Origin of the sequence: Nonlabens spongiae (assembly GCF_002117125.1) — a bacterium.
GTDB lineage: Bacteria > Bacteroidota > Bacteroidia > Flavobacteriales > Flavobacteriaceae > Nonlabens > Nonlabens spongiae.
Genome location: NZ_CP019344.1, coordinates 1,765,448 through 1,789,300 on the forward strand (window position 1 = coordinate 1,765,448; position 23,853 = coordinate 1,789,300).

At 39.4% G+C, this 23,853-nt stretch carries 36 protein-coding genes and 1 pseudogene; 1 reads left to right on the plus strand and 36 read right to left on the minus strand.

The genetic code is table 11. The features are described 5' to 3' along the window. Positions 1-11: 11 nt before the first annotated feature. From BST97_RS08065 to rpsL, 36 genes and pseudogenes are all read right to left on the minus strand, one after another. Positions 12-932: a dimethylarginine dimethylaminohydrolase family protein gene (locus BST97_RS08065; RefSeq protein WP_085766756.1), complete on the minus strand. Its 921-nt coding sequence runs from the start codon at positions 930-932 to the stop codon at positions 12-14. A gap of 167 nt (positions 933-1,099) precedes the next feature. After that, a complete protein-coding gene (locus tag BST97_RS08070) occupies positions 1,100-2,386 on the minus strand; it encodes a citrate synthase (protein WP_085766757.1) in 1,287 nt (428 codons plus the stop codon). Positions 2,387-2,641: 255 nt separating this feature from the next. Beyond that, positions 2,642-3,928 (minus strand): phosphopyruvate hydratase, encoded by a 1,287-nt coding sequence (eno, locus tag BST97_RS08075; protein ID WP_085766758.1) that lies wholly within the window; start codon positions 3,926-3,928, stop codon positions 2,642-2,644. Positions 3,929-3,932: 4 nt separating this feature from the next. Next, on the minus strand, positions 3,933-5,042 hold the full coding sequence (gene carA / locus BST97_RS08080) for a glutamine-hydrolyzing carbamoyl-phosphate synthase small subunit (RefSeq protein ID WP_085766759.1): 1,110 nt from the start codon (positions 5,040-5,042) through the stop codon (positions 3,933-3,935). An 80-nt stretch (positions 5,043-5,122) separates the two neighbouring features. Then, entirely contained in the window at positions 5,123-5,593 is a 471-nt protein-coding gene (gene rplQ, locus BST97_RS08085) for a 50S ribosomal protein L17 (protein WP_085766760.1), read from the minus strand. A gap of 28 nt (positions 5,594-5,621) precedes the next feature. After that, the gene (locus tag BST97_RS08090; protein WP_085766761.1) at positions 5,622-6,614 is read right to left on the minus strand and encodes a DNA-directed RNA polymerase subunit alpha; all 993 of its coding nucleotides are present in this window, start codon (positions 6,612-6,614) and stop codon (positions 5,622-5,624) included. Between the two features lie 22 nt (positions 6,615-6,636). After that, complete coding sequence (rpsD, locus tag BST97_RS08095) at positions 6,637-7,242, minus strand: 30S ribosomal protein S4 (RefSeq protein WP_085766762.1); 606 nt, start codon at positions 7,240-7,242, stop codon at positions 6,637-6,639. 79 nt (positions 7,243-7,321) lie between these two features. Then, positions 7,322-7,711 (minus strand): 30S ribosomal protein S11, encoded by a 390-nt coding sequence (rpsK, locus tag BST97_RS08100; protein WP_085766763.1) that lies wholly within the window; start codon positions 7,709-7,711, stop codon positions 7,322-7,324. Positions 7,712-7,723: 12 nt separating this feature from the next. Next, the gene (gene rpsM / locus BST97_RS08105; protein ID WP_085766764.1) at positions 7,724-8,098 is read right to left on the minus strand and encodes a 30S ribosomal protein S13; all 375 of its coding nucleotides are present in this window, start codon (positions 8,096-8,098) and stop codon (positions 7,724-7,726) included. 3 nt (positions 8,099-8,101) lie between these two features. Next, positions 8,102-8,218 carry a type B 50S ribosomal protein L36 gene (ykgO, locus tag BST97_RS08110; RefSeq protein ID WP_015361145.1) on the minus strand — a complete coding sequence of 39 codons (117 nt, stop codon included), beginning with the start codon at positions 8,216-8,218 and terminating at the stop codon, positions 8,102-8,104. Positions 8,219-8,220: 2 nt separating this feature from the next. Next, positions 8,221-8,436 carry a translation initiation factor IF-1 gene (gene infA, locus BST97_RS08115; protein ID WP_015361146.1) on the minus strand — a complete coding sequence of 72 codons (216 nt, stop codon included), beginning with the start codon at positions 8,434-8,436 and terminating at the stop codon, positions 8,221-8,223. After that, positions 8,436-9,776: a preprotein translocase subunit SecY gene (gene secY / locus BST97_RS08120; protein ID WP_085766765.1), complete on the minus strand. Its 1,341-nt coding sequence runs from the start codon at positions 9,774-9,776 to the stop codon at positions 8,436-8,438. Before secY ends, infA begins: the two co-directional genes overlap by 1 nt. Before the next feature lie 9 nt (positions 9,777-9,785). Then, complete coding sequence (rplO, locus tag BST97_RS08125; protein ID WP_085766766.1) at positions 9,786-10,238, minus strand: 50S ribosomal protein L15; 453 nt, start codon at positions 10,236-10,238, stop codon at positions 9,786-9,788. Positions 10,239-10,248: 10 nt separating this feature from the next. Next, positions 10,249-10,428: a 50S ribosomal protein L30 gene (gene rpmD, locus BST97_RS08130; protein ID WP_085766767.1), complete on the minus strand. Its 180-nt coding sequence runs from the start codon at positions 10,426-10,428 to the stop codon at positions 10,249-10,251. A gap of 11 nt (positions 10,429-10,439) precedes the next feature. Further along, a complete protein-coding gene (gene rpsE / locus BST97_RS08135) occupies positions 10,440-10,964 on the minus strand; it encodes a 30S ribosomal protein S5 (protein ID WP_085766768.1) in 525 nt (174 codons plus the stop codon). Positions 10,965-10,981: 17 nt separating this feature from the next. Beyond that, positions 10,982-11,329 carry a 50S ribosomal protein L18 gene (rplR, locus tag BST97_RS08140; protein ID WP_085766769.1) on the minus strand — a complete coding sequence of 116 codons (348 nt, stop codon included), beginning with the start codon at positions 11,327-11,329 and terminating at the stop codon, positions 10,982-10,984. An 11-nt stretch (positions 11,330-11,340) separates the two neighbouring features. Beyond that, complete coding sequence (gene rplF, locus BST97_RS08145) at positions 11,341-11,883, minus strand: 50S ribosomal protein L6 (protein ID WP_085766770.1); 543 nt, start codon at positions 11,881-11,883, stop codon at positions 11,341-11,343. A 16-nt stretch (positions 11,884-11,899) separates the two neighbouring features. Beyond that, positions 11,900-12,298 carry a 30S ribosomal protein S8 gene (rpsH, locus tag BST97_RS08150; protein ID WP_085766771.1) on the minus strand — a complete coding sequence of 133 codons (399 nt, stop codon included), beginning with the start codon at positions 12,296-12,298 and terminating at the stop codon, positions 11,900-11,902. Between the two features lie 19 nt (positions 12,299-12,317). Next, complete coding sequence (gene rpsN, locus BST97_RS08155; protein WP_085766772.1) at positions 12,318-12,587, minus strand: 30S ribosomal protein S14; 270 nt, start codon at positions 12,585-12,587, stop codon at positions 12,318-12,320. Between the two features lie 3 nt (positions 12,588-12,590). Further along, positions 12,591-13,142: a 50S ribosomal protein L5 gene (gene rplE / locus BST97_RS08160; RefSeq protein ID WP_085766773.1), complete on the minus strand. Its 552-nt coding sequence runs from the start codon at positions 13,140-13,142 to the stop codon at positions 12,591-12,593. A 2-nt stretch (positions 13,143-13,144) separates the two neighbouring features. Next, positions 13,145-13,456 carry a 50S ribosomal protein L24 gene (gene rplX, locus BST97_RS08165; RefSeq protein ID WP_085766774.1) on the minus strand — a complete coding sequence of 104 codons (312 nt, stop codon included), beginning with the start codon at positions 13,454-13,456 and terminating at the stop codon, positions 13,145-13,147. 9 nt (positions 13,457-13,465) lie between these two features. Next, positions 13,466-13,834, minus strand: coding sequence for a 50S ribosomal protein L14 (gene rplN, locus BST97_RS08170; RefSeq protein ID WP_085766775.1), 369 nt, complete (start codon positions 13,832-13,834; stop codon positions 13,466-13,468). After that, positions 13,834-14,091: a 30S ribosomal protein S17 gene (gene rpsQ, locus BST97_RS08175; protein WP_085766776.1), complete on the minus strand. Its 258-nt coding sequence runs from the start codon at positions 14,089-14,091 to the stop codon at positions 13,834-13,836. Before rpsQ ends, rplN begins: the two co-directional genes overlap by 1 nt. A gap of 5 nt (positions 14,092-14,096) precedes the next feature. Continuing rightward, the gene (rpmC, locus tag BST97_RS08180; RefSeq protein WP_085766777.1) at positions 14,097-14,285 is read right to left on the minus strand and encodes a 50S ribosomal protein L29; all 189 of its coding nucleotides are present in this window, start codon (positions 14,283-14,285) and stop codon (positions 14,097-14,099) included. A gap of 7 nt (positions 14,286-14,292) precedes the next feature. After that, positions 14,293-14,712 carry a 50S ribosomal protein L16 gene (gene rplP, locus BST97_RS08185; RefSeq protein ID WP_085766778.1) on the minus strand — a complete coding sequence of 140 codons (420 nt, stop codon included), beginning with the start codon at positions 14,710-14,712 and terminating at the stop codon, positions 14,293-14,295. 11 nt (positions 14,713-14,723) lie between these two features. Next, positions 14,724-15,440, minus strand: coding sequence for a 30S ribosomal protein S3 (gene rpsC, locus BST97_RS08190; protein WP_085766779.1), 717 nt, complete (start codon positions 15,438-15,440; stop codon positions 14,724-14,726). 6 nt (positions 15,441-15,446) lie between these two features. Beyond that, positions 15,447-15,857, minus strand: a complete 411-nt coding sequence (rplV, locus tag BST97_RS08195) for a 50S ribosomal protein L22 (protein ID WP_085766780.1) — start codon at positions 15,855-15,857, stop codon at positions 15,447-15,449. A gap of 5 nt (positions 15,858-15,862) precedes the next feature. Further along, complete coding sequence (gene rpsS, locus BST97_RS08200; protein ID WP_085766781.1) at positions 15,863-16,141, minus strand: 30S ribosomal protein S19; 279 nt, start codon at positions 16,139-16,141, stop codon at positions 15,863-15,865. Between the two features lie 3 nt (positions 16,142-16,144). Next, positions 16,145-16,968, minus strand: a pseudogene (gene rplB, locus BST97_RS08205) (50S ribosomal protein L2). Positions 16,969-16,980: 12 nt separating this feature from the next. Beyond that, complete coding sequence (rplW, locus tag BST97_RS08210) at positions 16,981-17,271, minus strand: 50S ribosomal protein L23 (RefSeq protein WP_085766782.1); 291 nt, start codon at positions 17,269-17,271, stop codon at positions 16,981-16,983. A 2-nt stretch (positions 17,272-17,273) separates the two neighbouring features. After that, positions 17,274-17,903: a 50S ribosomal protein L4 gene (rplD, locus tag BST97_RS08215; RefSeq protein ID WP_085766783.1), complete on the minus strand. Its 630-nt coding sequence runs from the start codon at positions 17,901-17,903 to the stop codon at positions 17,274-17,276. Beyond that, the gene (gene rplC, locus BST97_RS08220; protein WP_085766784.1) at positions 17,903-18,520 is read right to left on the minus strand and encodes a 50S ribosomal protein L3; all 618 of its coding nucleotides are present in this window, start codon (positions 18,518-18,520) and stop codon (positions 17,903-17,905) included. Before rplC ends, rplD begins: the two co-directional genes overlap by 1 nt. A 70-nt stretch (positions 18,521-18,590) precedes the next feature. Then, positions 18,591-18,896, minus strand: coding sequence for a 30S ribosomal protein S10 (gene rpsJ, locus BST97_RS08225; protein WP_085766785.1), 306 nt, complete (start codon positions 18,894-18,896; stop codon positions 18,591-18,593). A gap of 10 nt (positions 18,897-18,906) precedes the next feature. Next, positions 18,907-21,048, minus strand: a complete 2,142-nt coding sequence (gene fusA, locus BST97_RS08230) for an elongation factor G (RefSeq protein ID WP_085766786.1) — start codon at positions 21,046-21,048, stop codon at positions 18,907-18,909. Between the two features lie 3 nt (positions 21,049-21,051). After that, positions 21,052-21,528, minus strand: coding sequence for a 30S ribosomal protein S7 (rpsG, locus tag BST97_RS08235; RefSeq protein WP_085766787.1), 477 nt, complete (start codon positions 21,526-21,528; stop codon positions 21,052-21,054). 59 nt (positions 21,529-21,587) lie between these two features. After that, positions 21,588-21,962, minus strand: a complete 375-nt coding sequence (rpsL, locus tag BST97_RS08240; protein ID WP_055412060.1) for a 30S ribosomal protein S12 — start codon at positions 21,960-21,962, stop codon at positions 21,588-21,590. A 227-nt stretch (positions 21,963-22,189) separates the two neighbouring features. On the opposite strand from rpsL, the gene BST97_RS08245 reads away from it, so the two are divergent. Next, complete coding sequence (locus BST97_RS08245) at positions 22,190-23,758, plus strand: BamA/TamA family outer membrane protein (RefSeq protein WP_157111544.1); 1,569 nt, start codon at positions 22,190-22,192, stop codon at positions 23,756-23,758. The last annotated feature ends 95 nt before the right edge of the window (positions 23,759-23,853 follow it).

A 23,853-nucleotide genomic window follows, 5' to 3' on the forward strand; every position in this document is an offset into this window, starting at 1 on the left:
AGAAAGACTTTTCAATCTCTTATCAAAGGTAAGGTGGAACAGCGCAGCAGTCCTTCTTGTTTTGCAATCTCTGCATAAGGTACTTCCTCAACGGTTATGCCGTGGGAGCGCAACCATGTGTTGAGTCTAGTGAAATTACGCTCGCTGATGACCACATCTGGAGCAATGGAGAAAATGTTAGAATTCATGTGAAACATTTCTTCCTTTGTAATCTCAAAACAATTCTCCTTGCCAAAAAAATCTACCAGATAATGATATTCCTCCTCCTGCAAAAATCCATTTTTGTGAATAATGCATTTATCCTTACCAACAGGCTGGAAACAACAATCTAAATGCAAGGCATTACTATAGGGATCTTCATTATCTTTTCTCAAATTGAATGAAACTACTTTCTTCTGTGGAAAAGTTTTTTCAAGCCATTCAATAGCCTCCGGATTAGTCCTTGCGATAATGTAGTCTGCATAATCAGCTCCACGATAGGTACCTACAAAAATATGATCACCATAAAGCATGACGTCCCCACCTTCAATGTGCACTTCCTCTGGAGGCCTGATTACATTTTGAGGATCAATCTGGTCTATAACGTATTGAATGGCATCAATCTCATTCTCCCGATCGGGAAGAATATTAGATTTAACGAACTTATTGTCAATTACAAAACCTATATCGCGCGTGAAAATTTGATTACAATCTTCTATGGTTTTTGGTCTAAAAACCTGAACGTCATATTTTTCAAACACGGCAGCGACAGCAGTCATTTCTTCTACCATATCCACAATCTGCGGATAAGTTCCCTGTTTAATGTGTAATTTACTTTTAGGATCATAAGCATCTTCTAGCGATGGTGTGGGCCCATTACTGGCCGCCGTACCTAGAATAACGCTACGTAAACGTGAGGTCTCATCGTTTACGTGAACATTGATTTTATTCATGCCACAAAGGTAGCGATAACGTTATAGGATGTGAAATAGTAACTGGTATAAATAATAAAAATTCCACCTGCTATAAAGCATTGAAAAATTTAAGTAAAGGAAACAACACAAACCAAAAAACCCCCTGAAAAACAGAGGGTTTAAGTATATATTTTTACTATCAAATTCTATCGCTCAGAAACTTCTTTAAATGCTCTGTGATTTTCTCCTGTATAGATTTGTCTAGGTCTACCTATAGGTTCTTTATTCTCGCGCATTTCTTTCCATTGTGCGATCCATCCTGGCAGACGACCCAATGCAAACATTACTGTAAACATCTCTACTGGGATTCCCATGGCACGGTAAATAATACCTGAGTAAAAGTCTACGTTAGGATACAATTTGCGATCTACAAAATAGGAATCTTCTAGCGCTTCTTTCTCGAGACCTTTAGCAATATCTAGGATAGGATCTTCTACACCTAGGTCACCTAAAACTTCATCAGCAGCTTTTTTGATGATTCTTGCTCGTGGGTCAAAGTTTTTATACACTCTGTGACCGAAGCCCATCAAACGGAAAGGATCCTCTTTATCCTTGGCTTTGGCCATATATTTCTTAGTGTCACCACCATCTTCTTTGATGGCCTCAAGCATTTCCAGTACCGCTTGATTAGCACCACCATGCAATGGCCCCCACAAGGCGTTAATTCCAGCACTTAAACTTGCATATAGACCTGCATGAGAAGATCCTACAATGCGCACAGTACTGGTAGAACAGTTTTGCTCATGGTCTGCATGGAGAATTAATAGTTTATCTAATGCATTTACGACAACCGGGTTGATGTCGTAATTTTTGTTAGTCTTTTTGAACATCATTTGCAAAATGTTCTCCACATAACCTAGATTGTCGTCTCCATAATCAAGCGGCTGACCTGTTCGTTTTCTCAACGCCCATGCTACAAGAACTGGGAATTTACCCATGATCTTAACGATTGCGTTATACATATCATCTTCATTCTCGATATTTACAGATGAAGGATTGAATGCGATTAGAGCACTAGTCAGTGAAGAAAGCACTCCCATAGGATGGGCAGATTTTGGGAAACCGTCCAAAATTTTCTTCACATCCTCATCGACATGAGAATTTTCTTTAATGTCTGAATGGAATTTATTCAGTTGAGATTCCGTAGGCAACTCTCCAAAAATCAATAAATATGCAACTTCAAGAAAATCTGCTTTATCTGCAAGATCTTCAATAGAATATCCACGGTAGCGCAAGATCCCTTCTTCTCCATTCAAAAAAGTGATCGCACTTGTACAGCTACCAGTATTTTTATAACCTGGATCTAGAGTCACGAGACCGCCCGTTACACCGCGCAAAGCCTTGATATCTATTCCTTTTTCATCTTCTGTTCCAGTTATAATAGGAAATTCATACTTCTTCCCATCGAACTCTAAAGTTGCCTTATCTGCCATTTGATTTCTAAAATTTTAACCAATTACGAAAATACGTTACAGCCTTCTTATTTGATAATTTAGGAGCTCCTGATTTACGATTTTAGCATAATTTTTTGTAGAAAAAGATGTATTTGATGGTTTGTATTAAACATCTGTCAAAAATAAAGCCACCCCTTAAATATAGAGATGGCCTGAAAATGATATTTGAATAAAATTTATTGAATGTTACGCTTTCGCGAAAGCGTGCCAAACAACATCAATTCTCATCACATGCTAAAATTGAAACGCCTTTCTACCCGGATAGAAGGCATTTTCAGCTAGTTCCTCTTCTATGCGCAGTAACTGATTATATTTTGCCATACGATCTGATCTAGATGCAGAACCAGTCTTGATCTGTCCCGTAGTTAAAGCTACGGCTAGATCAGCAATCGTGTTGTCTTCAGTTTCTCCACTACGGTGCGACATCACAGATGTATAGCCAGCTTTATGTGCCATATTTACCGCTGCGATGGTCTCCGTAAGTGTACCGATCTGGTTCACCTTGATCAAGATACTGTTTGCAATATCGTTATCGATTCCTTTACTCAGGCGCTCTACATTTGTCACAAATAAGTCATCTCCTACTAGCTGGACTTTATCACCGGCAAGATCAGTAAGCTGTTTCCAACCTTCCCAGTCGTTTTCATCCATACCGTCTTCAATAGAAATGATGGGGTATTTCTCAACTAGATCAGCAAGGTATTGCGCTTGTTCTTGAGAAGATCTTACTTGTCCTTTGTCCCCTTCAAACTTTGTATAATCATACTTACCATCTACATAAAACTCTGCAGCTGCACAATCTAGCGCTATCATCACATCCTTTCCAGGATTGTAACCTGCATTTTTAGTAGCTAATAAAATTGTGTCCAAAGCATCTTCAGTACCATCAAGGGCAGGAGCAAAACCACCCTCATCACCTACTGCAGTGCTCAAACCTCGATCATGCAATGCTTTTTTGAGATGGTGGAAAATCTCTGTCCCCATTTGCAATGCATGTGAGAAACTTTCAGCTTCTACCGGCATGACCATAAATTCTTGAAATGCGATGGGTGCATCTGAATGTGATCCACCATTTATAATGTTCATCATGGGAACAGGTAGTGTTGAAGCACTCATCCCACCGATGTATTTGTAAAGTGGTTGACCCAGTTCTGCAGCAGCAGCTTTTGCGCAAGCAAGAGAAACTCCCAAGATTGCGTTTGCTCCTAATTTTGCCTTATTGGAAGTACCGTCAAGCTCGATCATTTTATTGTCGATAAACGCCTGCTCAAATACCGATACGCCCAGAAGTTCCTCAGCGATGGTTTCATTTACGTTTGCGACCGCTTTAGTCACTCCTTTACCCATATAAGAATCACCTCCATCACGCAATTCAACCGCTTCATGCTCACCGGTAGAGGCTCCTGATGGCACAGCTGCACGTCCCATTACTCCATTTGAAGTCAAAACATCTACCTCTACCGTAGGATTTCCACGGCTATCAAAAATTTGTCTAGCATGTACTTCTATAATCGTACTCATACTTTTAGTTCTTTGGATTGTTAATTAGTGAAATAAAATCGTCAAATAAATATGTGGCATCATTAGGCCCAGGACCTGCCTCTGGATGGTATTGCACTGAGAAACAAGGAGCATTTTTCAACTTGATTCCAGCAACGGTATCATCATTTAAGTGGTAGTGAGTTACCTCTACATTTTCGGTTTTCTCTGCCTCCTCACGGTTAATTGCAAAACCATGATTTTGTGATGTAATCTCACCCTTCCCGGTTAAGATATTTTTAATGGGATGGTTGATGCCACGGTGCCCATTGTGCATCTTATACGTTGAAATTCCTTGAGCTAAGGCAATAACTTGATGCCCTAAACAAATCCCAAACAGAGGTTCTCGAGCAGCGATAATATTTTGAGCTGTCAAAATAGCATCAGTCAAAGGTTGTGGATCACCTGGTCCATTTGAAATAAAATATCCATCTGGCTCAAACATCTTCATCTCTTCAAAACTTGTATTGTACGGAAAGACTTTGATGTACACATCACGTTTTGCAAGGTTTTTAAGAATATTGGTTTTAATACCAAGATCCAAAGCTGCCACTTTATATTTGGCCGATGGATCTCCAAAAAAATAAGGCTCTTTACAACTCACTTGTGAAGCAAGCTCTAACCCCTTCATACTTGGAACATCCTTCAATTGTTGATGCAAAGCTGGAAGGTCATTGACTTGAGTAGAAACAATAGCATTCTGAGCACCATTCTCGCGTATGTAAGCAACTAAAGCTCTCGTGTCAACGTCAGTTATAATTACCAAATTATTTTTAGATAAGTAACTCAGTAAATCTTCATCAGCTAGTGAACGGCTAAAGGTTTCAGAAAAATTTTTGCAGACCAATGCGGAAATCGTAACACCTGACGATTCACTTTCTTCGATTGAAGTCCCGTAATTACCGATGTGAGCATTTGTAGTAACCATAATCTGCCCAAAATAGGAGGGATCGGTAAAGATTTCTTGATATCCCGTTGTACCGGTGTTGAAACAAATTTCTCCAGTAGCGGTACCCCCTAACCCAACTGCCTTTCCATAAAACGTGGCTCCATCATTTAGGATGACAACCGCGGCTTTTTTATCTATATATGCCATAATTCAGAATCAAAAATAACGATAAAAAAAAGGATCAATGCAAGAACATTGATCCTCTAAATAAAGATGAAATGAAGATTTTATTCTTCTTCATTTGTGTTTTCAGTATTTGTCTGTGCTGCCTTTTTAGAACGACTACGTCTGCTTCTACGTGTTGATCCAGATTTTTTCTTCTCACCCACGCTGTATAGCTCGTTAAAGTCTACCAACTCAATCATAGCCATATCAGCATTATCACCAAGTCTATTACCCAATTTAATAATACGAGTATAACCACCAGGACGATCAGCAACTTTTGCAGATACTTCTCTAAACAAGGTTGTCACAGCCTCTTTACTTCTAAGTTTAGCAAAAGTTAATCTACGATTGTGTGTAGTATCTTCCTTTGACTTAGTAATAAGTGGCTCTACATATTGTTTAAGAGCTTTTGCCTTTGCTACGGTAGTATTGATTCGCTTATGCTCGATAAGAGAACAAGCCATATTTGACAACATGGCCTTGCGGTGAGCCGTCTTTCTACTTAAATGATTTACCTTCTTTCCGTGTCTCATTATAATCTATTTATGAACTAGGCTTTACCTAGTCACGGTCTAATTTATATTTTGAAAGATCCATTCCGAAATTAAGACCTTTAACGTTTACCAATTCCTCCAACTCAGTCAATGACTTTTTACCGAAGTTTCTGAACTTCATAAGATCATTTTTATTGAAAGAAACTAGATCTCCCAAAGTTTCTACTTCAGCAGCTTTAAGACAATTCAATGCTCTTACAGAAAGTTCCATATCGACAAGCTTAGTTTTAAGCAATTGTCTCATGTGAAGGCTTTCTTCATCGTATGTTTCAGTCTGAGCAATCTCATCAGCCTCAAGAGTTATTCTCTCATCAGAGAACAACATGAAGTGATGGATTAAGGTTTTAGCCGCTTCGGTTAAAGCTTGCTTTGGATGAATACTACCATCAGTTATGATTTCAAAAACCAATTTTTCATAATCAGTTTTCTGCTCGACACGGTAGTTTTCTATGCTGTACTTTACATTCTTGATAGGTGTAAAGATGCTGTCAATTGCAATAGTACCGAGCGCTGCACTAGGATTCTTATTCTCCTCTGCCGGTACATAGCCCCTCCCTTTCTCTATAGTCAATTCAAGATTAAGGTTAACGCTTTTTTCAGTATTGCAAATCACCATGTCTGGATTCAAAACTTGAAAACCAGAGATGTATCTTTGTAGATCACCAGCAGTAAACTGATCCTTACCAGAGAAAGAAACATTTACTACTTCACTGTCAACTTCATCAATCTGTCTCCTAAAACGAACTTGCTTAAAATTAAGAATGATTTCAGTTACATCTTCAACGACACCTTCGATAGTGGTGAACTCATGATCCACACCTTCAATTCTGATTGAAGTAATTGCGAAACCTTCTAACGAAGAAAGTAAGACCCTTCTAAGTGCATTACCAACAGTAAGTCCATAGCCTGGTTCAAGGGGTCTAAATTCGAATTTGCCTTCAAAATCGGTTGAATCAATCATGATCACCTTATCCGGCTTCTGAAAATTTAATATTGCCATTTGATTACTTTCTTGTTGGTTATTATTTAGAGTACAATTCTACGATCAACTGCTCCTTAATATTTTCAGGAATCTGAATTCTCTCAGGAACTGAAACAAAAGTTCCAGACATGGAAGCTTTGTTGAAAGTTATATAGTCATAAACCTTATCGTTAGAACTAAGTGCATCATCAATCGCAGTAAGTGACTTCGACTTTTCCCTTACAGACACTTCATCACCAGGTTTCAATTGATAAGATGGGATATTTACTAACTCACCATTAACAGTAATGTGACGGTGAGAAACTAGTTGACGTGCTCCGCGTCGAGTACGAGCTAATCCCATGCGATAAACCACATTGTCCAAACGTGATTCACAAAGACCTAGAAGAACTTCACCAGTAATTCCAGTACTTCTTACAGCTTTTTCAAACATCAATCTAAATTGACGCTCAAGAATACCATAAGTATATTTTGCCTTTTGTTTCTCTTTGAGCTGAACAGCATATTCAGACTCTTTTCCACGGCGACGGGCGTTACCGTGCATTCCTGGAGGATAATTTTTCTTCTCCAGCGCTTTACTAGGGCCAAAAATAGGCTCTCTAAATCTACGAGCTATTTTTGCCTTAGGACCTCTATATCTAGCCATTTATAAAAATTTGATACGGTGTACTATGAATTCAGGTCAATATCCTTCGATAGTCTGGTAACCGCAAAGTTAAAATTGATTATACTCTTCTTCGTTTAGGTGGACGACACCCATTGTGTGGTAAAGGGGTAACATCTATAATCTCAGTCACTTCGATGCCTGAGTTATGAATAGTTCTTATAGCACTTTCACGACCGTTACCTGGACCCTTAACGTAAGCCTTAACTTTACGTAGACCTGCTTCATGTGCAACTTTTGAACAATCCTCAGCAGCAAGTTGCGCTGCATAAGGAGTATTCTTTTTAGACCCCCTGAAACCCATCTTTCCTGCAGACGACCATGAAATTACTTCTCCCTTTTTGTTAGTTAAAGAAATAAGGATATTATTGAATGAAGATGAAATGTGTGCCTCTCCAGTACTGTCAACTATAACCTTACGCTTCTTAGCAACTGTTTTAGACTTTGCCATAATGTTTACTTATTATTTAGTTGCTTTCTTCTTGTTAGCAACAGTCTTACGTTTTCCTTTTCTGGTACGTGAGTTATTCTTGGTACGCTGCCCTCTGAGTGGAAGTCCAGATCTATGACGTATACCTCGATAACAACCAATGTCCATCAACCTCTTGATATTCATTTGGGTCTCAGAACGCAATTCACCCTCAATAGTAAACTCACCTATAGCATTACGGATCTTACCTATTTCGTCGTCATTCCATTCATTCACTTTCTTGTCAACACCTACTCCAGTAGATTCTAGAACTTCTTTAGCACGACTTCTACCTACACCGTAAATGTAAGTTAAGGCGATCTCGCCTCTCTTGTTTTTTGGTATATCTACCCCTGCAATTCTAGCCATAGCTTAACCTTGTCTTTGTTTAAATTTTGGGTTTTTCTTGTTGATGACATAAAGACGACCTTTTCTACGAACAATCTTACAGTCAGCACTCCTTTTTTTAATTGACGCTCTTACTTTCATAATTAGTATCTATAAGTGATCCTTGCTTTAGTCAAATCGTAAGGACTCATTTCTAATTTCACTTTATCCCCTGGTAAAAGTTTAATATAGTGCATACGCATCTTACCAGAAATATGCGCAGTCACCACGTGACCATTTTCTAACTCTACTCTAAACATTGCGTTAGATAAAGCCTCAATGATCGAACCATCTTGTTCTATTGCTGATTGCTTCGCCATTATGCTACTTGTTGTTTTCTATTTTTTCCTGATTTTATCAAACCATCATAGTGTCTGTTCAATAAATAGGAGTTAATCTGTTGCATTGTGTCGATGGCTACACCTACCATAATCAAAAGAGATGTTCCACCATAGAATAGGGCCCATGCCTGGGTGACGCCCATTAGAGAAACAACAGCAGGAAATATCGCTACCAATGCCAAAAATATGGATCCAGGAAGAGTTATCTGAGACATAATACGATCTAAATACTCAGAAGTTTCGGTCCCTGGACGGATCCCTGGGATAAAACCACCATTCCTTTTGAGGTCATCAGCCATCTTATTAGTTGGAACTGTAATAGCCGTGTAAAAATATGTAAAGACAATAATCAAAAGTGCGAACACCAGATTATACCAAAAGCCAAAAATATCAGCAAATAAAGCCGCGACTTCTTTAGCCCAGCCTTGTTCAAGTGAACCTAAGGCAGCAGGAACAAACATTATAGCTTGAGCAAAAATAATAGGCATAACTCCAGAAGCATTCAGCTTCAATGGAATATATTGCCTTGCTCCGAAGGCATTCTTTTCGTATCCACCAGTGGCAGTTCTCCTTGCATACTGAACTGGGATTCTTCTGGTCGCCATTACTAACATAACACAAGCCAAGATAATCACCAACCAAATTACGACCTCAATAAGAACAACAAAGGCTCCACCACCATCAGTCCACTGCGTGTTCAATTCCTGAAGGAAAGCTTGGGGAAGAGTAGCTATGATACCAACCATAATTAATAAAGAAATCCCATTACCAATTCCTTTATCAGTAATTTTTTCTCCTAACCACATTGCAAAAACACAGCCGGTGACTAGTATGATGGTACTTATAACTACAAACAATGTCATGTTATCCTGCATCATGTATGCGGATCTAGGTACACCTAGTGTTTCAAGACTTAGTAAATAACTAGGTGCTTGAATCAAACAAATACCGATCGTTAACCACCTAGTAATCTGATTGATTTTTCTCCTACCTGACTCTCCCTCTTTTTGTAATTTCTGCAAATAAGGAATCGCGATTCCCATTAATTGAACCACAATACTTGCAGAAATATAAGGCATGATACCTAAAGCAAACACAGAAGCATTAGCGAATGCTCCTCCTGTAAATGCATTTAAAATACTTCCTATTCCTCCTCCTTCAAAGTTTGATGAAAAACCACCTAACTGAGTAGAATCGATTCCAGGAAGAACTACTTGGGCACCAAAACGGTAAACGAGGAGTAAAGAAAAGGTCATTATAACCCTATTCTTGAGCTCCTCAATCTTCCAGATATTTTTAATGGTTTCGATCAATTTCATTTGATTGGTTTAAATAGTTGTCACTGAACCACCAGCAGCTTTAATAGCCTCAGCAGCAGAGGCCGAAAATTTATGGGCAGTTACATTTACTGCCTCTTTGATCTCACCATTACCTAAAATCTTAACAAGATCATTCTTTCCAACCAGACCAACATTAACTAGATCTTCAAAACCAAAATCCTTCTCTAAACGATTGGCCTCCAAATAAGACTGAATAGTAGCAAGATTAATCCCTTGATATTCTGTTCTGTTGCGATTTGTGAAACCGAACTTAGGAACACGTCGCTGAAGTGGCATCTGTCCACCTTCAAAACCTATTTTCTTAGAATATCCCGATCTTGACTTAGCACCTTTGTGACCACGAGTGGCCGTACCGCCCTTTCCCGAACCTTGACCTCTACCTATTATTTTACCGGCCTTCTTGTTAGAACCTTCAGCAGGTTTTAGATTATTTAAACTCATGTTACAACTTTTATGCCTTCTCTACAGAGACTAGGTGTTCAACTTTAGCTATCATACCAAGAACAGCAGGGCTATCCTCGTGTACACGAACTTGATTCATTTTATGAAGACCTAAGGCTTCAAGTGTTCGTTTTTGACGTGCGGTACGATTGATCGCACTTTTAACTTTTTTTACTTTTAACTTAGCCATTACCAACAATCTTAACCGTTAAAAACTTTTTGAAGAGAAATTCCTCGTTCCTTAGCAATAGCCTCAGGACTTCTCAATTGTAGCAATGCATCAAAGGTAGCCTTAACCACATTGTGGGGGTTAGACGAGCCTTGATTTTTACTTAGTACATCATGAACACCGACTGCTTCCAGAACAGCGCGTATTGCTCCACCGGCAATAACCCCAGTACCTTCAGAAGCTGGCATCAATAGAACTCGCGCGCCACCAAATTTACCTTTTTGCTCATGAGGGATAGTACCTTTTTGTAATGGAATACGTACTAGGTTTTTCTTAGCATCCTCAACAGCTTTTGAAATAGCTTCAGAAACTTCTTTTGATTTACCTAAACCATGACCGACAACTCCATTCTCATCACCTACCACGGTAATTGCAGAGAAACCAAATGCACGACCACCCTTAGTTACTTTAGTTACACGCTGTACACCTACCAAACGATCCTTCAAATCAAGACCTCCTGGCTTTACGGTTTCTACATTTTTATATTTTTGATACATCAAATGTGTGTTTTCGATTAAAATTTAAGGCCAGCCTCTCTTGCACTATCAGCAAGAGCTTTAACGCGTCCATGGTACAAGTATCCGCCACGATCAAAAGCAACAGCTTCAACACCTGCTTTTTGAGCACGATCAGCTATCAACTTACCGACCTCTTTTGCTTGTTCAGTTTTCGCGGAAGCGGAATCTAAATCTCTTGAAGAAGCAGCTGCTAGAGTCTTACCATCAACATCATTAATGACTTGAGCATAGATTTCTTTGTTACTTCTATATACCGCCAAACGAGGGCGAGTAGCATCACCAGAAACAACTTTTCTGATTCTTGACCGTATTTTATTTCTACGAGCTGACTTTGAAAATGCCATAATTATTACTTTTAAGCTGACTTACCAGCCTTTCTTCTTATTTCTTCTCCTACAAACTTGATCCCTTTACCTTTGTATGGTTCAGGTTTTCTAAACTCTCTAATCTTGGCAGCAACTTGACCAACTAACTGCTTATCATAAGATGTCAACTTGACGAGCGGATTCTTACCTTTCTCAGAAACCGTCTCAACTTTAACCTCAGGCGCTATATCAAGAACAATGTTGTGAGAAAATCCAAGAGCTAGATCAAGCTTTTGACCTTGATTGGAAGCTCGATAACCTACTCCAACGAGCTCTAACTCCTTAGTCCACCCTATTGAGACACCGTGGATCATATTATTAATCAAGGCTCTGTACAAACCGTGTTTAGCGCGATGATCCTTGGAATCTGTAGGACGATCAACAATTACTTTGTTATCTTCTACCTTTACATTTACTCCATCTACGGGTTGCGTTAATTCACCAAGTTTTCCTTTAACCGAAACCTCACCGTTATTAACTTTAACCTCTACTCCTGAGGGTATATCGATTGGATTTTTACCTATTCTAGACATAACTTAAATACTTCTTTTAGTAAACGTAACAAAGAACCTCGCCACCTACATTCTCAGTACGAGCCTGTTTATCTGTCATGACTCCCTTACTAGTAGACACAATAGCAATACCGAGACCATTTAAAATACGCGGTAGCTCTTTTGCTCCAGAATACTTACGTAATCCAGGTTTAGACAATCTTTGAAGATCCTTAATTACGGACTCTTTTGTTTCTTTATTGTATTTGAGAGCAATTTTAATTACCTCTTGAGCTTTCCCCTGCTCGAACTTGTAACTGAGGATGTAACCCTGATCAAATAAGATCTTAGTTATTTCCTTCTTAACATTTGAAGCCGGTACTTCTACAACTCTATGACTTGCTCTTACTGCGTTTCTTATTCTAGTAAGATAATCTGCGATAGGATCTGTATTCATAATAAAATTTATTTGCTGATTACCAACTAGCTTTTTTTACTCCAGGGATTAAACCTTTATTAGCCATCTCACGGAACATTACACGAGAAATTCCAAACTGTCTCATATAACCCTTGGGACGACCCGTTAATTTGCAACGGTTATGAAGGCGTACCTTAGAACTATTTTTGGGTAATTTTTGCAACGCTTCGTAATCACCAGCCTCTTTTAGCGCTTTACGCTTTTCAGCATATTTATCCACTAAAGCTTGGCGTTTGCGCTCACGCGCTTTCATTGATTCTTTTGCCATATCTTAATTCTTTTTGAAGGGTAAACCTAATTCTTTTAGCAAAGATTTAGCCTCATTATCAGTCTCAGCAGTTGTAACGAATGTAATATCCATTCCAGAGATCTTATTGACCTTATCAATGTTTATCTCTGGAAAGATAATTTGCTCTGTTATACCTAGATTATAGTTACCACGTCCATCAAAACCATCGGCCTTGATACCTTGAAAATCACGAACACGTGGAAGAGCAACGGTTACCAACCTATCCAAGAATTCATACATCTTTTCACCACGCAAGGTCACTTTGACACCGATAGGCATACCTTTTCTCAACTTAAAAGATGCTACATCCTTCTTAGAAAGCGTAGCAACGGCCTTTTGACCAGTGATAGCAGTGAACTCTTCGAGTGAATAATCGATTAATTTCTTATCAGCAACTGCAGCACCTACTCCACGGCTGAGTACGATTTTTTGTAATTTTGGAATTTCCATGACATTTATGTAGTTGAATTCTTCCTTCAACGACTGAGTCACTTTTTCCTGATACTCCTTCTTGAGCCTTGGTACGTATGACATGATTAAATTACTTCTTTATTTGTTTTAGCAAATCTAACTTTCTTACCGTCTTCTGTACGATATCCAACCTTTGTAGGATTACCGTCTTTATCTAACAGTGTTAGATTTGAAATATGTAATGGAGCCTCCATTTCAACAATTCCACCTTGAGGATTTGAAGCACTAGGCTTTTGATGTTTTGAAACCATATTAACACCCTCTACAATGGCCTTATTCTTTTCACGAAGTACTTTCTTAACTACTCCTTGCTGACCTTTATTCTCACCTGCTAATACCTTGACGGTATCTCCAGTCTTTAATTTTATTTTAGTCATAGTTTATACTTAAAGCACCTCTGGCGCTAGTGAAACAATTTTCATGAATTGCTTATCACGCAATTCACGTGCCACAGGTCCGAAAACACGCGTACCTCTCATCTCCGAAGTAGGATTCAACAAAACGCAAGCATTATCATCAAATCTGATGTAAGACCCATCAGCTCTTCTCACTTCCTTCTTTGTCCTTACAACTACCGCCGTAGAAACAGCTCCTTTTTTAATGTTACCATTAGGTGTAGCCTCCTTAACAGAAACAACAATTTTATCACCTACGGATGCATATCTACGCTTTGTTCCGCCTAATACCCTGATACAAAGAACCTCTTTAGCACCTGTATTATCAGCGACCTTTAATCTTGACTCTTGTTGTACCATTACTTAGCTCTTTCTATGATTTCAACTAATCTCCAATTCTTAGACTTACTCAACGGACGGGTCTCCATAATACGCACAGTATCCCCCTCGTTACACTCATTTTTCTCATCATGAGCCACATATTTTTTAGTCTTAAGAACAAACTTACCATACATGGGGTGCTTCTGTCTTTTGACCTCTGCAACCACGATGCTTTTATCCATCTTATTGCTGCTTACAACACCAATACGTTCTTTACGTAAACTTCTACCTTCCATAACTATTAGGCTTTGTTGTTATTTAATGCTGTGCTAAGACGAGCAATAGTCTTTCTTGTTTTAGTTATCTGAGAAGGATTGTCTAAAGGCGACATTGCATGCATTCTTTTCATTTCTGCATAACTTGCTCTAGCTTCTGTGAGCTTTTGCGCTACCTCCTCTTGAGACAAACCTTTAATTTCTGACTGCTTCATGATAATTTTATTCTTGATAATCGCGAGCCACGATAAACTTAGTTTTTACAGGTAACTTCTGAGCTGCAAGCCTCAGGGCTTCACGTGCAGTTTCTAATGGAACACCAGAAACTTCAAAAAGAATACGACCTGGCTTTACTACCGCTGCCCAATATTCTACATTACCTTTACCCTTACCCATACGTACCTCTAGAGGTTTTTTAGTGATAGGCTTATCTGGGAAAATTTTTATCCAAAGAGAACCTTCTCTTTTCATATAACGAGTAGCTGCGATACGAGCTGCCTCAATTTGACGAGAATTTATGAACTCTGAGTCTAACGATTTGATTCCAAAAGTTCCATAAGCCAACTGGTTACCCCTTCCAGAGTTACCTTTCATACGACCCTTTTGTTGCTTTCTAAATTTTGTCTTTCTAGGTTGTAACATCTTCTATCCCCTTATTTTCTACGTCTGCGGTTATTACCACCTCGACCTGCGTTAGACTTACCTTGCTTCTTAGACATTCCTACAAGAGGAGAAAGATCTCTTTTACCGTAAACCTCTCCTTTCATAATCCATACCTTAACACCAATTCTACCATAAGTAGTGTGGGCCTCTACCAGCGCATAATCAATATCTGCTCTAAAGGTAGATAAAGGGATACGTCCATCTTTGAAAGACTCTGAACGTGCCATTTCAGCACCATTTAACCTTCCGGATATCTGGATTTTGATACCTTCAGCATTCATTCTCATCGCTGCTGCAATAGCCATTTTAATAGCGCGACGGTAACTGATACGATTCTCAATTTGACGTGCAACACTAGCTGCAACTAAGTGAGCATCTAGTTCTGGTCTTTTGATTTCAAATATGTTGATTTGAACCTCTTTTCCTGAAATCTTCTTAAGCTCTTCTTTTAAGCGATCAACTTCCTGTCCTCCCTTACCAATTATAATACCTGGACGAGCTGTTGTAATTGTGATCGTAACCAACTTAAGCGTGCGCTCAATAATAATTCTTGAAACACTAGCTTTTGCCAGACGAGCGTGAATGTATTTTCTAATCTTATCGTCTTCGGCTAATTTATCTCCGTAATCGTTACCACCATACCAGTTAGATTCCCAACCTCTGATGATTCCTAGACGATTTCCTATTGGATTTGTTTTTTGTCCCATTTCTTCTTAGTTAGACGTTGCCGTTTTTGCTTCACCCAAAATGAGGGTCACGTGATTAGATCTCTTTCTTATTCTGTGAGCCCTTCCCTGAGGAGCTGGACGTAATCTTTTAAGCATAGAACCACCATCTACTCTTATCTCCTTAACAAATAAATTTGCTTCAGAAACATCGCCATCCTCGTTTTTAGCTTGCCAGTTTGCGATGGCAGAAACTAAAAGCTTATCCAGCTTTCTCGCAGATTCTTTAGAACTAAACTTCAAGATATTTAAAGCATCCTCAACTCTTTTACCTCTAATAATGTCAGCAACGAGTCTCATCTTTCTAGGAGATGTAGGACAGTTATTCAATTTCGCGATAACCAGGTTCTTGTTCTCCTCCTTGCGTCTGAGCGCAGATTCTTTCTTACGTACTCCCATGACAATTACCTTTTACCTTTATTTTTAGAACCACCATGACCTCTATAGGAGCGAGTAGGAGAAAACTCTCCAAGCTTATGACCCACCATGTTTTCCGTAACATATACAGGGACAAATTGACGACCATTGTGGACAGCTATTGTTTGACCTACGAAATCAGGAGTTATCATAGACGCTCTAGACCATGTCTTGATTACACTCTTTTTACCAGACTCAACATTTTGAGCCACCTTAGCTTCCAGCTTATGAAAAACGTAAGGTCCTTTTTTTAATGAACGAGCCATAACTTATTTCTTTCTACGTTCTAAAATATATTGAGTACTAGCCTTATTTACATCACGTGTACGGAAACCTTTAGCTGGTATACCATTACGTGAGCGTGGGTGACCACCAGAAGCTCTACCTTCACCACCTCCCATAGGGTGATCCACAGGGTTCATTGCTACCGGTCTTGTCCTAGGCCTTCTACCTAACCAGCGACTTCTACCAGCTTTACCACCTACGATTAATTGGTGATCGCTGTTTGATATGGCGCCTATAGTAGCCATACATTCTTGAAGAATCAATCTTGTTTCTCCAGAAGGCATTTTCACGGTCGCATACTTACCATCACGAGCCATAAGCTGAGCAAATGAACCCGCACTACGCGCAATGATAGCACCTTGACCCGGTCTTAATTCTATACAACTGATGATTGAACCTAGAGGTATATTCGCAAGTTTCATAGCGTTACCCACTTCTGGAGCAACATTTTCACCTGAAACTATATTCTGACCTACGGTCAAACCGTTCTGAGCGATCACATAACGCTTTTCTCCATCCTGATAATTTACCAAAGCGATAAAAGCAGTCCTGTTAGGATCATACTCTATGGTTGCTACAGTAGCAGGTATACCATGACGATCACGTTTAAAATCTATCATACGGTAGCGGCGCTTATGCCCCCACCTTTATACCTCATAGTCATACGACCTGAAGCATTTCGACCACCTGAACGTTTTTTCGGACCAAGAAGGCTCTTCTCCGGCTTATCAGTAGTGATGGCGTCGAACCCATTCACAACTCTAAAACGCTGCCCAGGAGTAACTGGTTTTAATTTTCTAACTGACATTGAATGTCTCTATTATAAATTACTATATAAATCGATGGTATCACCATCCTTAAGTTGTACAAATGCCTTTTTAACAGCACCTGTTTTACCAACCTGCATTCCTGATTTTGTGTATTTGGCTTTACGCTCGATACGAGTATTCATAGTCAATACTTTTACCACGTCAACTCCATAAACTCGCTCTACCTCGTTTTTAATCTCAACCTTATTAGCCTTAGGAGACACCACAAAACCATATCTATTATACAGCTCACTATCTCTAGTAGCCTTTTCTGTAATGATGGGTTTTATAAGAATACTCATGACTAGTTTGTTAAATTTTTGACCACTTCTTCTAGAGCATCCTCTAGAAGAACAAGATTTGTTGCGTTTACTATCTTGTAAGTGTTTAATTCTGAATGTGTTAGCACTTCAACACCCTCCAAATTTCGCGAAGACAAATATACATTATTATTTGATCCACCCAACACAAACAAGGATTTTTTATCTACAAGCCCTAAATCCTTTAAAACTGCCACAAAATCCTTTGTTTTAGGAGCATCTATCGAGATGCTATCCAAGACGGTAATATTACCTTCTTGAGCTTTCAAGCTCAAAGCACTTTTTCTGGCTAATCTCTTTTGATTTTTATTCAATTTGAAAGAATAGCTACGCGGTACAGGACCAAAGATTCTACCACCACCTCTAAAGATGGGAGACTTTATGGAACCTGCTCTCGCAGTACCTGTTCCCTTTTGTTTTTTAATCTTCCTTGTACTACCTACTATCTCAGCTCTTTGCTTAGCCTTGTGTGTACCTTGACGCTGATTAGCTAGATATTGTTTAACATCCAGATAAATCGCATGCTCGTTAGGCTCAACACCGAAAACGTCTGCAGAAAGCTCTACTTCACGTCCAGTATCTTTTCCCTTGATGTCTTTTACTGCTACTTTCATTACTTCTGAACGATTACGTAAGAGTTCTTGTGTCCTGGAACACAACCTTTAACTACAAGTAGGTTCTTATCTGCAACCACTTTAAGTACTCTTAAATTTTCAACTTTAACTTTCTCGCTTCCCATCTGACCTGCCATGCGCATTCCCTTGAATACACGAGCAGGATAAGATGCAGCACCGATAGATCCCGGAGCTCTCAAACGGTTGTGCTGACCATGCGTTTGCTGACCTACACCACCAAAACCGTGACGCTTTACCACACCTTGAAAACCTTTACCCTTTGAAGTTCCAGAAACATCTACAAACTCACCTTCGGTAAACATCTCAACCGTGATGCTATCACCTAATTTGTACTCCTCATCAAAACCTTTGAATTCAGCAACTTTTCTTTTGACAGCAGTACCAGCTTTCTTAAAGTGACCCTGGGCCGCCTTAGAAGCATTTTTGTCTGATTTGTCATCGAAACCGAGCTGAAGGGCAGCATAGCCATCCGTTTCTTCAGTTCTGACTTGGGTAACTACACAGGGGCCTGCCTGTATAACGGTACAAGGGATATTCTTCCCGTTCTCGTCATAGATGCTGGTCATACCTATTTTTTTTCCTATTAACCCAGACATATTTATTGATTTAAAATTTATTGAGATCCCGCTTTCGCGAAAGCGGGAATCTTTTAACTCTATCTATTAATTACACTTTGATCTCTACTTCCACACCGCTAGGCAACTCAAGCTTCATCAACGCATCAATGGTTTTTGAAGATGAACTGTAGATGTCGAGTAATCTTTTGTAAGAACTAAGTTCAAACTGCTCTCTCGACTTCTTGTTCACGTGTGGAGAACGTAAAACAGTAAAGATCTTTTTGTGTGTGGGAAGAGGTATGGGACCAGTAACTACTGCTCCTGTAGTCTTCACCGTCTTTACGATTTTTTCAGCAGATTTATCTACCAGCATGTAATCGTAAGATTTTAATTTGATTCTGATTTTTTGACTCATCTGTTGAATATTAATTGTTTCCTTTTGACGCTGCGATTACTTCTTCACTAATGTTTGAAGGAGTCTCTGCGTAATGTGAAAATTCCATAGTAGAAGTTGCACGACCTGAAGAAAGTGTACGTAACGTAGTCACGTAACCAAACATTTCAGAAAGTGGCACATCTGCCTTAACAACTTTTGCACCTGCACGGTCGCTCATGTCGTTAACCTGACCGCGACGACGGTTCAAGTCACCTACGATGTCACCCATGTTTTCTTCGGGAGTTAAAACTTCAAGCTTCATGATAGGCTCAAGAATTACTGCTCCAGCTGCTTTAGAAGCCGCTTTGTAACCCAGTTTAGCCGCAAGCTCAAAAGATAACTGGTCAGAATCCACAGGGTGGAAAGAACCATCCTTAAGTGTAACTCTCATGCTATCCATTTCAAAACCAGCAAGAGGGCCATTTCTCATAGCTTCTCTGAAGCCTTTTTCTACTGATGGAATAAATTCCTTAGGAATGTTACCACCTTTGATCTCATTGATAAACTGTAGACCTTCCTTCACTTTACCATCCTCATCTTCATGAGCTGGCTCCATAGTGAAGACAATGTCTCCAAATTTACCACGTCCACCAGATTGCTTTTTGTATACCTCACGGTGATCTGCAGATCTAGTGATCGCCTCTTTATACTCAACTTGTGGAGCACCTTGATTAACATCAACTTTGAATTCACGCTTCAAACGGTCAACGATAATATCAAGGTGAAGCTCACCCATACCAGAAATAATCGTTTGACCGGAAGCTTCATCAGTTCTAACTTGGAAAGTAGGATCCTCCTCAGCAAGCTTTGCAAGCGCCATTCCTAGCTTATCAACATCAGCCTTTGTCTTAGGCTCTACCGCGATACCGATTACGGGATCAGGGAAGTCCATTGATTCTAGGATGATTGGGTGTTTTTCATCAGACATGGTATCACCAGTCTTGATATCTTTGAAACCAACAGCAGCACCTATATCTCCAGCCTCGATAAACTCGATAGCATTTTGCTTGTTAGAGTGCATCTGATAGATACGTGATATACGTTCTTTCTTACCAGATCTATTGTTCAATATATAAGAACCAGCATCAAGCCTACCTGAATAAGCGCGGAAGAAAGCCAAACGACCAACAAATGGGTCTGTAGCAATCTTAAATGCAAGAGCTGCAAATGGCTCAGTTACGTCTGGTTTTCTAATTTCTTCTTTCTCAGTTTCAGGATTGATCCCGACGATTCCTTCCTTGTCAGTTGGAGAAGGCAAGTAACGACATACAGCATCTAGCAAGAACTGAACACCTTTGTTTTTAAATGCTGATCCACAAATCATTGGAATGATAGACATATCCATTACAGCGGCACGAAGAGCGGCATGCACTTCTTCTTCAGTAATAGAATCTTCATCTTCCATATACTTCTCAAGAAGGTTCTCGTCATAAGCAGCAACCTCCTCAATAAGAAGTCCTCTATACTTACGAGCCTCTTCCTTCATGTCTTCAGGAATATCGATCACATCAAAGGTTGACCCTTGAGTCTCGTCATGCCATACAATAGCACGGTTCTTAACAAGGTCTACGATACCTTTGAAATCTGCTTCATCACCAATGTTCAGTACGATCGGCACAGCATTAGATTTCAACATATCCTTCACCTGTTGACATACAGCAAGGAAGTTAGAACCCTGACGGTCCATTTTGTTCACGAAGCCAATACGTGGAACCTTATAATTATCAGCAAGCCTCCAGTTAGTCTCAGATTGTGGCTCAACACCATCAACTGCACTAAACAAGAAAACAAGACCATCAAGCACTCTTAGCGAGCGGTTTACCTCTACGGTAAAGTCCACGTGACCAGGAGTATCAATAATATTGAAATTATAATCCTTAGTTTCTGGAGTAGGCTGAGCGTTTTCCATCGGGAACTTCCAGGTACAAGTTGTAGCAGCAGAAGTAATCGTGATACCACGCTCCTGCTCTTGTTCCATCCAGTCCATAGTCGCTGCACCATCGTGAACCTCACCTATTTTGTGAGAAACACCCGTGTAGTACAGGATACGCTCCGTAGTTGTAGTCTTACCAGCATCAATATGTGCGGCAATACCTATATTTCTTGTGAATTTTAAATCTCTTTGTGCCATCTTTTAGAATCTAAAGTGAGAGAATGCTTTGTTAGCTTCTGCCATTTTGTGAGTATCTACTTTCTTCTTAACAGCAGCACCTTCTTCCTTTGCAGCTGCAAGAACTTCAGCAGCAAGCTTTGCAGAGAATGATTTCTCGTTTCTCTTACGCGCATAGCTGATCAACCACTTCATTGCAGTAGATATCTTGCGGTCTGGCCTGATCTGCATAGGGATTTGAAATGTCGCACCACCCACTCGACGGCTACGCACCTCTACGTGAGGCATTACATTTGAAAGAGCATCCTTCCACAGCTCAAGAGCCGTTTTTTCTTCGTCTTGATTTTTCTCCTCAACGATATCCATCGCATCATAGAACAATTTAAAGGCAACTGATTTTTTACCGTGCAACATCATCATGTTGACAAATCGAGTTACCAGCTGGTCATTGAAACGCGGATCCGGAAGGATCGGGCGTTTTTTCGCCTGTCTTTTTCTCATTTCTTCTTGTTGAAATTGTTAAATAAAAAGAGCAGCTACTTGAGCTACTCGATTAAAAATTACTTCTTAGGGCGTTTTGCACCGTATTTGGATCTACGTTGTGTACGATCTGCAACACCAGCGGTGTCCAGAGCTCCACGCACGATATGATACCTTACACCTGGCAAATCCTTTACCCTTCCGCCTCTAACCAATACTATCGAGTGTTCTTGCAGATTGTGTCCCTCTCCTGGAATGTATGCGTTTACTTCCTTACCATTAGTAAGACGTACCCTTGCTACCTTTCTCATTGCTGAGTTAGGCTTCTTAGGTGTAGTTGTGTAAACACGTGTACAAACTCCACGACGTTGAGGACAAGAATCTAGAGCAGCCGATTTACTCTTCTTGGTTATCTTAGACCTTCCTTTACGTACTAATTGTGAAATCGTTGGCATATTATAATATTACGCTAATAAATTAATCCCCTTTTTAGGGTCGGCAAAGGTATAAATAAAAAATACTTATTCAAACCTCACTCTCAAATATTTACAATTTATTTTTTATTTCGCGTTTAACCTCTATAAGTCGATCATTCTACGTGCACAAGTTTTTACTTTTCCTAACATCCATAATGCTTATTACCCCAACACTCCTGTCCGGACAAAATCGTGGAGTCAAGGTAATGAAGGTTTCTACCTTTGGCAAAAACCACGTTTCAGAAAACATTATTGAAAAATGTCATGAAGCTAAGGCAAAAAGAAAACTAGACAGCATTCTCACGTCAATACAAGCTAGCGGATTCCTTACGGCTCGACTGAATAAACCCTATAGATATAAGGACACGTTACGAGCAAGAATTGACCTTGGTTCAAAAATCAACGTTGTAGATCTCCAAGAGGTGTTTTTCTTTTCAAATCATTCTTCAGAAAGTACGCTTTCGCGAAAGCGAGACTACCACCTACCCTTCTCAGAATACTTACTCAGAATACAAACCATTGAAGACAGTTTGCAGATGACAGGTGTGTCCTTTTCCAAAATTGAATCAAAAAACATCCAAATCAACGGCGATACGCTAAAAACAAAGCTTCATATCAATACGAGTACTAAAAGATATATTGACGATATCGTAATAAAAGGTCTAAAGAAAACGCCCAAAAACCTAAAGCGGTTCATACAAAGTAGAAAGCTTATATATAATAAGGACAACATTAAGCTGGTAGAACAAGAAATAAATAGTTCAAGGATAGCAAAAATCGCCAGGCCCAGCGAAACTCTTTTCAAAAAAGACAGCACTAAACTTTATGTGTATGTAGAAAAAAGTAACGGTAACAGCCTGGAAGGTATGTTAGGACTCAACAATCCCGATGGTGAAAAAACCCAAATTAACGGCTTTGCCAATCTTGAGCTTATCAATATTCTCAATACAGCAGAAACACTAAAACTAGACTACAGAAATGATGGTAACGATATTTCAACCCTTAATGCGTTTGCATCTTTCCCGTTTTTACTATTCAATAAAATAGGTGCCGACGCCGGAATCACAATCACTAGAAGAGACAGCACCTATCAAAACGAGTCGTTAAAAGCTGGCCTATTTTATCAACCGAGACTCGCCTATACCTATGGATTGAATTATGAATCCCTCAACAGCAATGATTTAAGCTCTAATGACCAATTTGGGACATTTCAAAAAAACGGACTCAATGCTAAGTTGATCCACTCTCGCAATACCGGAGTTAGTTTTGACAAAATACCCGATATCTATTACAACTTGAATCTAGGCTATTATGACAGAATGGTAAATGTTAAAAAAACAAATCAGTGGCAACTTGACGCAACCTTTCAAAAAATATGGCATCTAAATAATAAGAATGAGTTCCTGACGCGGATTAGAGCCTTCCATCTTGAAACGGAAGATTTACTCTTCTCAGAATTAAAACAACTAGGAGGCATACAAAGCATGAGGGGTTTTACTGAAAATAGTATTGATTCCGGTTCTTTTGGAACACTGATGACGGAGTACAGACGTTCTTTTAGCACCAATTTTTATGCTTACACGGTAGCTGATTTTGGCAGATTCGAAGATTTTAGCGCCTCAGAGATGCGAAATATTTATGGTTTAGGATTAGGAGCAGCAATTTTAACACGTTCTGGCCTGCTAAGTTTGAGCGTTGTAAATGGGAGTTTTGACGAAGCTAACCTAGAGCTATCCAGCGTTATAACTCATTTAAACTTAAGGATTAATTTTTAAAAATGTTACCTGAATGTTAAGGGAGGGTTAGTTAAATGCGTAATTAACCAAAAAAAATGTTGCTTTATTAACTTCTTTTTTTGATTTTTGGCACT

Coding starts and splice junctions, on each gene's coding strand:
- rplN (WP_085766775.1), bottom strand. CDS start 13,834: ATGGTACAACAAGAGTCAAGATTAAAGGTCGCTGATAATACAGGTGCT.
- rplC (WP_085766784.1), bottom strand. CDS start 18,520: ATGTCTGGGTTAATAGGAAAAAAAATAGGTATGACCAGCATCTATGAC.
- rpsQ (WP_085766776.1), bottom strand. CDS start 14,091: ATGGAAGGTAGAAGTTTACGTAAAGAACGTATTGGTGTTGTAAGCAGC.
- rplE (WP_085766773.1), bottom strand. CDS start 13,142: ATGTCATACGTACCAAGGCTCAAGAAGGAGTATCAGGAAAAAGTGACT.
- rpmD (WP_085766767.1), bottom strand. CDS start 10,428: ATGGCTAAGTTAAAAGTAAAAAAAGTTAAAAGTGCGATCAATCGTACC.
- rpsD (WP_085766762.1), bottom strand. CDS start 7,242: ATGGCTAGATATAGAGGTCCTAAGGCAAAAATAGCTCGTAGATTTAGA.
- fusA (WP_085766786.1), bottom strand. CDS start 21,048: ATGGCACAAAGAGATTTAAAATTCACAAGAAATATAGGTATTGCCGCA.
- rplO (WP_085766766.1), bottom strand. CDS start 10,238: ATGAGTTTAAATAATCTAAAACCTGCTGAAGGTTCTAACAAGAAGGCC.
- BST97_RS08070 (WP_085766757.1), bottom strand. CDS start 2,386: ATGGCAGATAAGGCAACTTTAGAGTTCGATGGGAAGAAGTATGAATTT.
- rplV (WP_085766780.1), bottom strand. CDS start 15,857: ATGGGAGTACGTAAGAAAGAATCTGCGCTCAGACGCAAGGAGGAGAAC.
- rpsH (WP_085766771.1), bottom strand. CDS start 12,298: ATGAATACAGATCCTATCGCAGATTATCTTACTAGAATAAGAAACGCA.
- BST97_RS08090 (WP_085766761.1), bottom strand. CDS start 6,614: ATGGCAATATTAAATTTTCAGAAGCCGGATAAGGTGATCATGATTGAT.
- rplP (WP_085766778.1), bottom strand. CDS start 14,712: ATGTTACAACCTAGAAAGACAAAATTTAGAAAGCAACAAAAGGGTCGT.
- rplF (WP_085766770.1), bottom strand. CDS start 11,883: ATGTCTAGAATAGGTAAAAATCCAATCGATATACCCTCAGGAGTAGAG.
- rplW (WP_085766782.1), bottom strand. CDS start 17,271: ATGAGTATTCTTATAAAACCCATCATTACAGAAAAGGCTACTAGAGAT.
- carA (WP_085766759.1), bottom strand. CDS start 5,042: ATGGCATATATAGATAAAAAAGCCGCGGTTGTCATCCTAAATGATGGA.
- BST97_RS08245 (WP_157111544.1), top strand. CDS start 22,190: ATGAAGGTTTCTACCTTTGGCAAAAACCACGTTTCAGAAAACATTATT.
- BST97_RS08065 (WP_085766756.1), bottom strand. CDS start 932: ATGAATAAAATCAATGTTCACGTAAACGATGAGACCTCACGTTTACGT.
- rpsK (WP_085766763.1), bottom strand. CDS start 7,711: ATGGCAAAGTCTAAAACAGTTGCTAAGAAGCGTAAGGTTATAGTTGAC.
- rplD (WP_085766783.1), bottom strand. CDS start 17,903: ATGAAAGTAGCAGTAAAAGACATCAAGGGAAAAGATACTGGACGTGAA.
- rpsN (WP_085766772.1), bottom strand. CDS start 12,587: ATGGCAAAAGAATCAATGAAAGCGCGTGAGCGCAAACGCCAAGCTTTA.
- rpmC (WP_085766777.1), bottom strand. CDS start 14,285: ATGAAGCAGTCAGAAATTAAAGGTTTGTCTCAAGAGGAGGTAGCGCAA.
- rpsJ (WP_085766785.1), bottom strand. CDS start 18,896: ATGAGTCAAAAAATCAGAATCAAATTAAAATCTTACGATTACATGCTG.
- rpsM (WP_085766764.1), bottom strand. CDS start 8,098: ATGGCTAGAATTGCAGGGGTAGATATACCAAAAAACAAGAGAGGCGAG.
- rpsG (WP_085766787.1), bottom strand. CDS start 21,528: ATGAGAAAAAGACAGGCGAAAAAACGCCCGATCCTTCCGGATCCGCGT.
- rplQ (WP_085766760.1), bottom strand. CDS start 5,593: ATGAGACACGGAAAGAAGGTAAATCATTTAAGTAGAAAGACGGCTCAC.
- rpsE (WP_085766768.1), bottom strand. CDS start 10,964: ATGTATCAAAAATATAAAAATGTAGAAACCGTAAAGCCAGGAGGTCTT.
- infA (WP_015361146.1), bottom strand. CDS start 8,436: ATGGCGAAGCAATCAGCAATAGAACAAGATGGTTCGATCATTGAGGCT.
- eno (WP_085766758.1), bottom strand. CDS start 3,928: ATGAGTACGATTATAGAAGTACATGCTAGACAAATTTTTGATAGCCGT.
- rpsS (WP_085766781.1), bottom strand. CDS start 16,141: ATGGCTCGTTCATTAAAAAAAGGACCTTACGTTTTTCATAAGCTGGAA.
- secY (WP_085766765.1), bottom strand. CDS start 9,776: ATGAAATTGATCGAAACCATTAAAAATATCTGGAAGATTGAGGAGCTC.
- rpsL (WP_055412060.1), bottom strand. CDS start 21,962: ATGCCAACGATTTCACAATTAGTACGTAAAGGAAGGTCTAAGATAACC.
- ykgO (WP_015361145.1), bottom strand. CDS start 8,218: ATGAAAGTAAGAGCGTCAATTAAAAAAAGGAGTGCTGACTGTAAGATT.
- rpsC (WP_085766779.1), bottom strand. CDS start 15,440: ATGGGACAAAAAACAAATCCAATAGGAAATCGTCTAGGAATCATCAGA.
- rplX (WP_085766774.1), bottom strand. CDS start 13,456: ATGACTAAAATAAAATTAAAGACTGGAGATACCGTCAAGGTATTAGCA.
- rplR (WP_085766769.1), bottom strand. CDS start 11,329: ATGGCATTTTCAAAGTCAGCTCGTAGAAATAAAATACGGTCAAGAATC.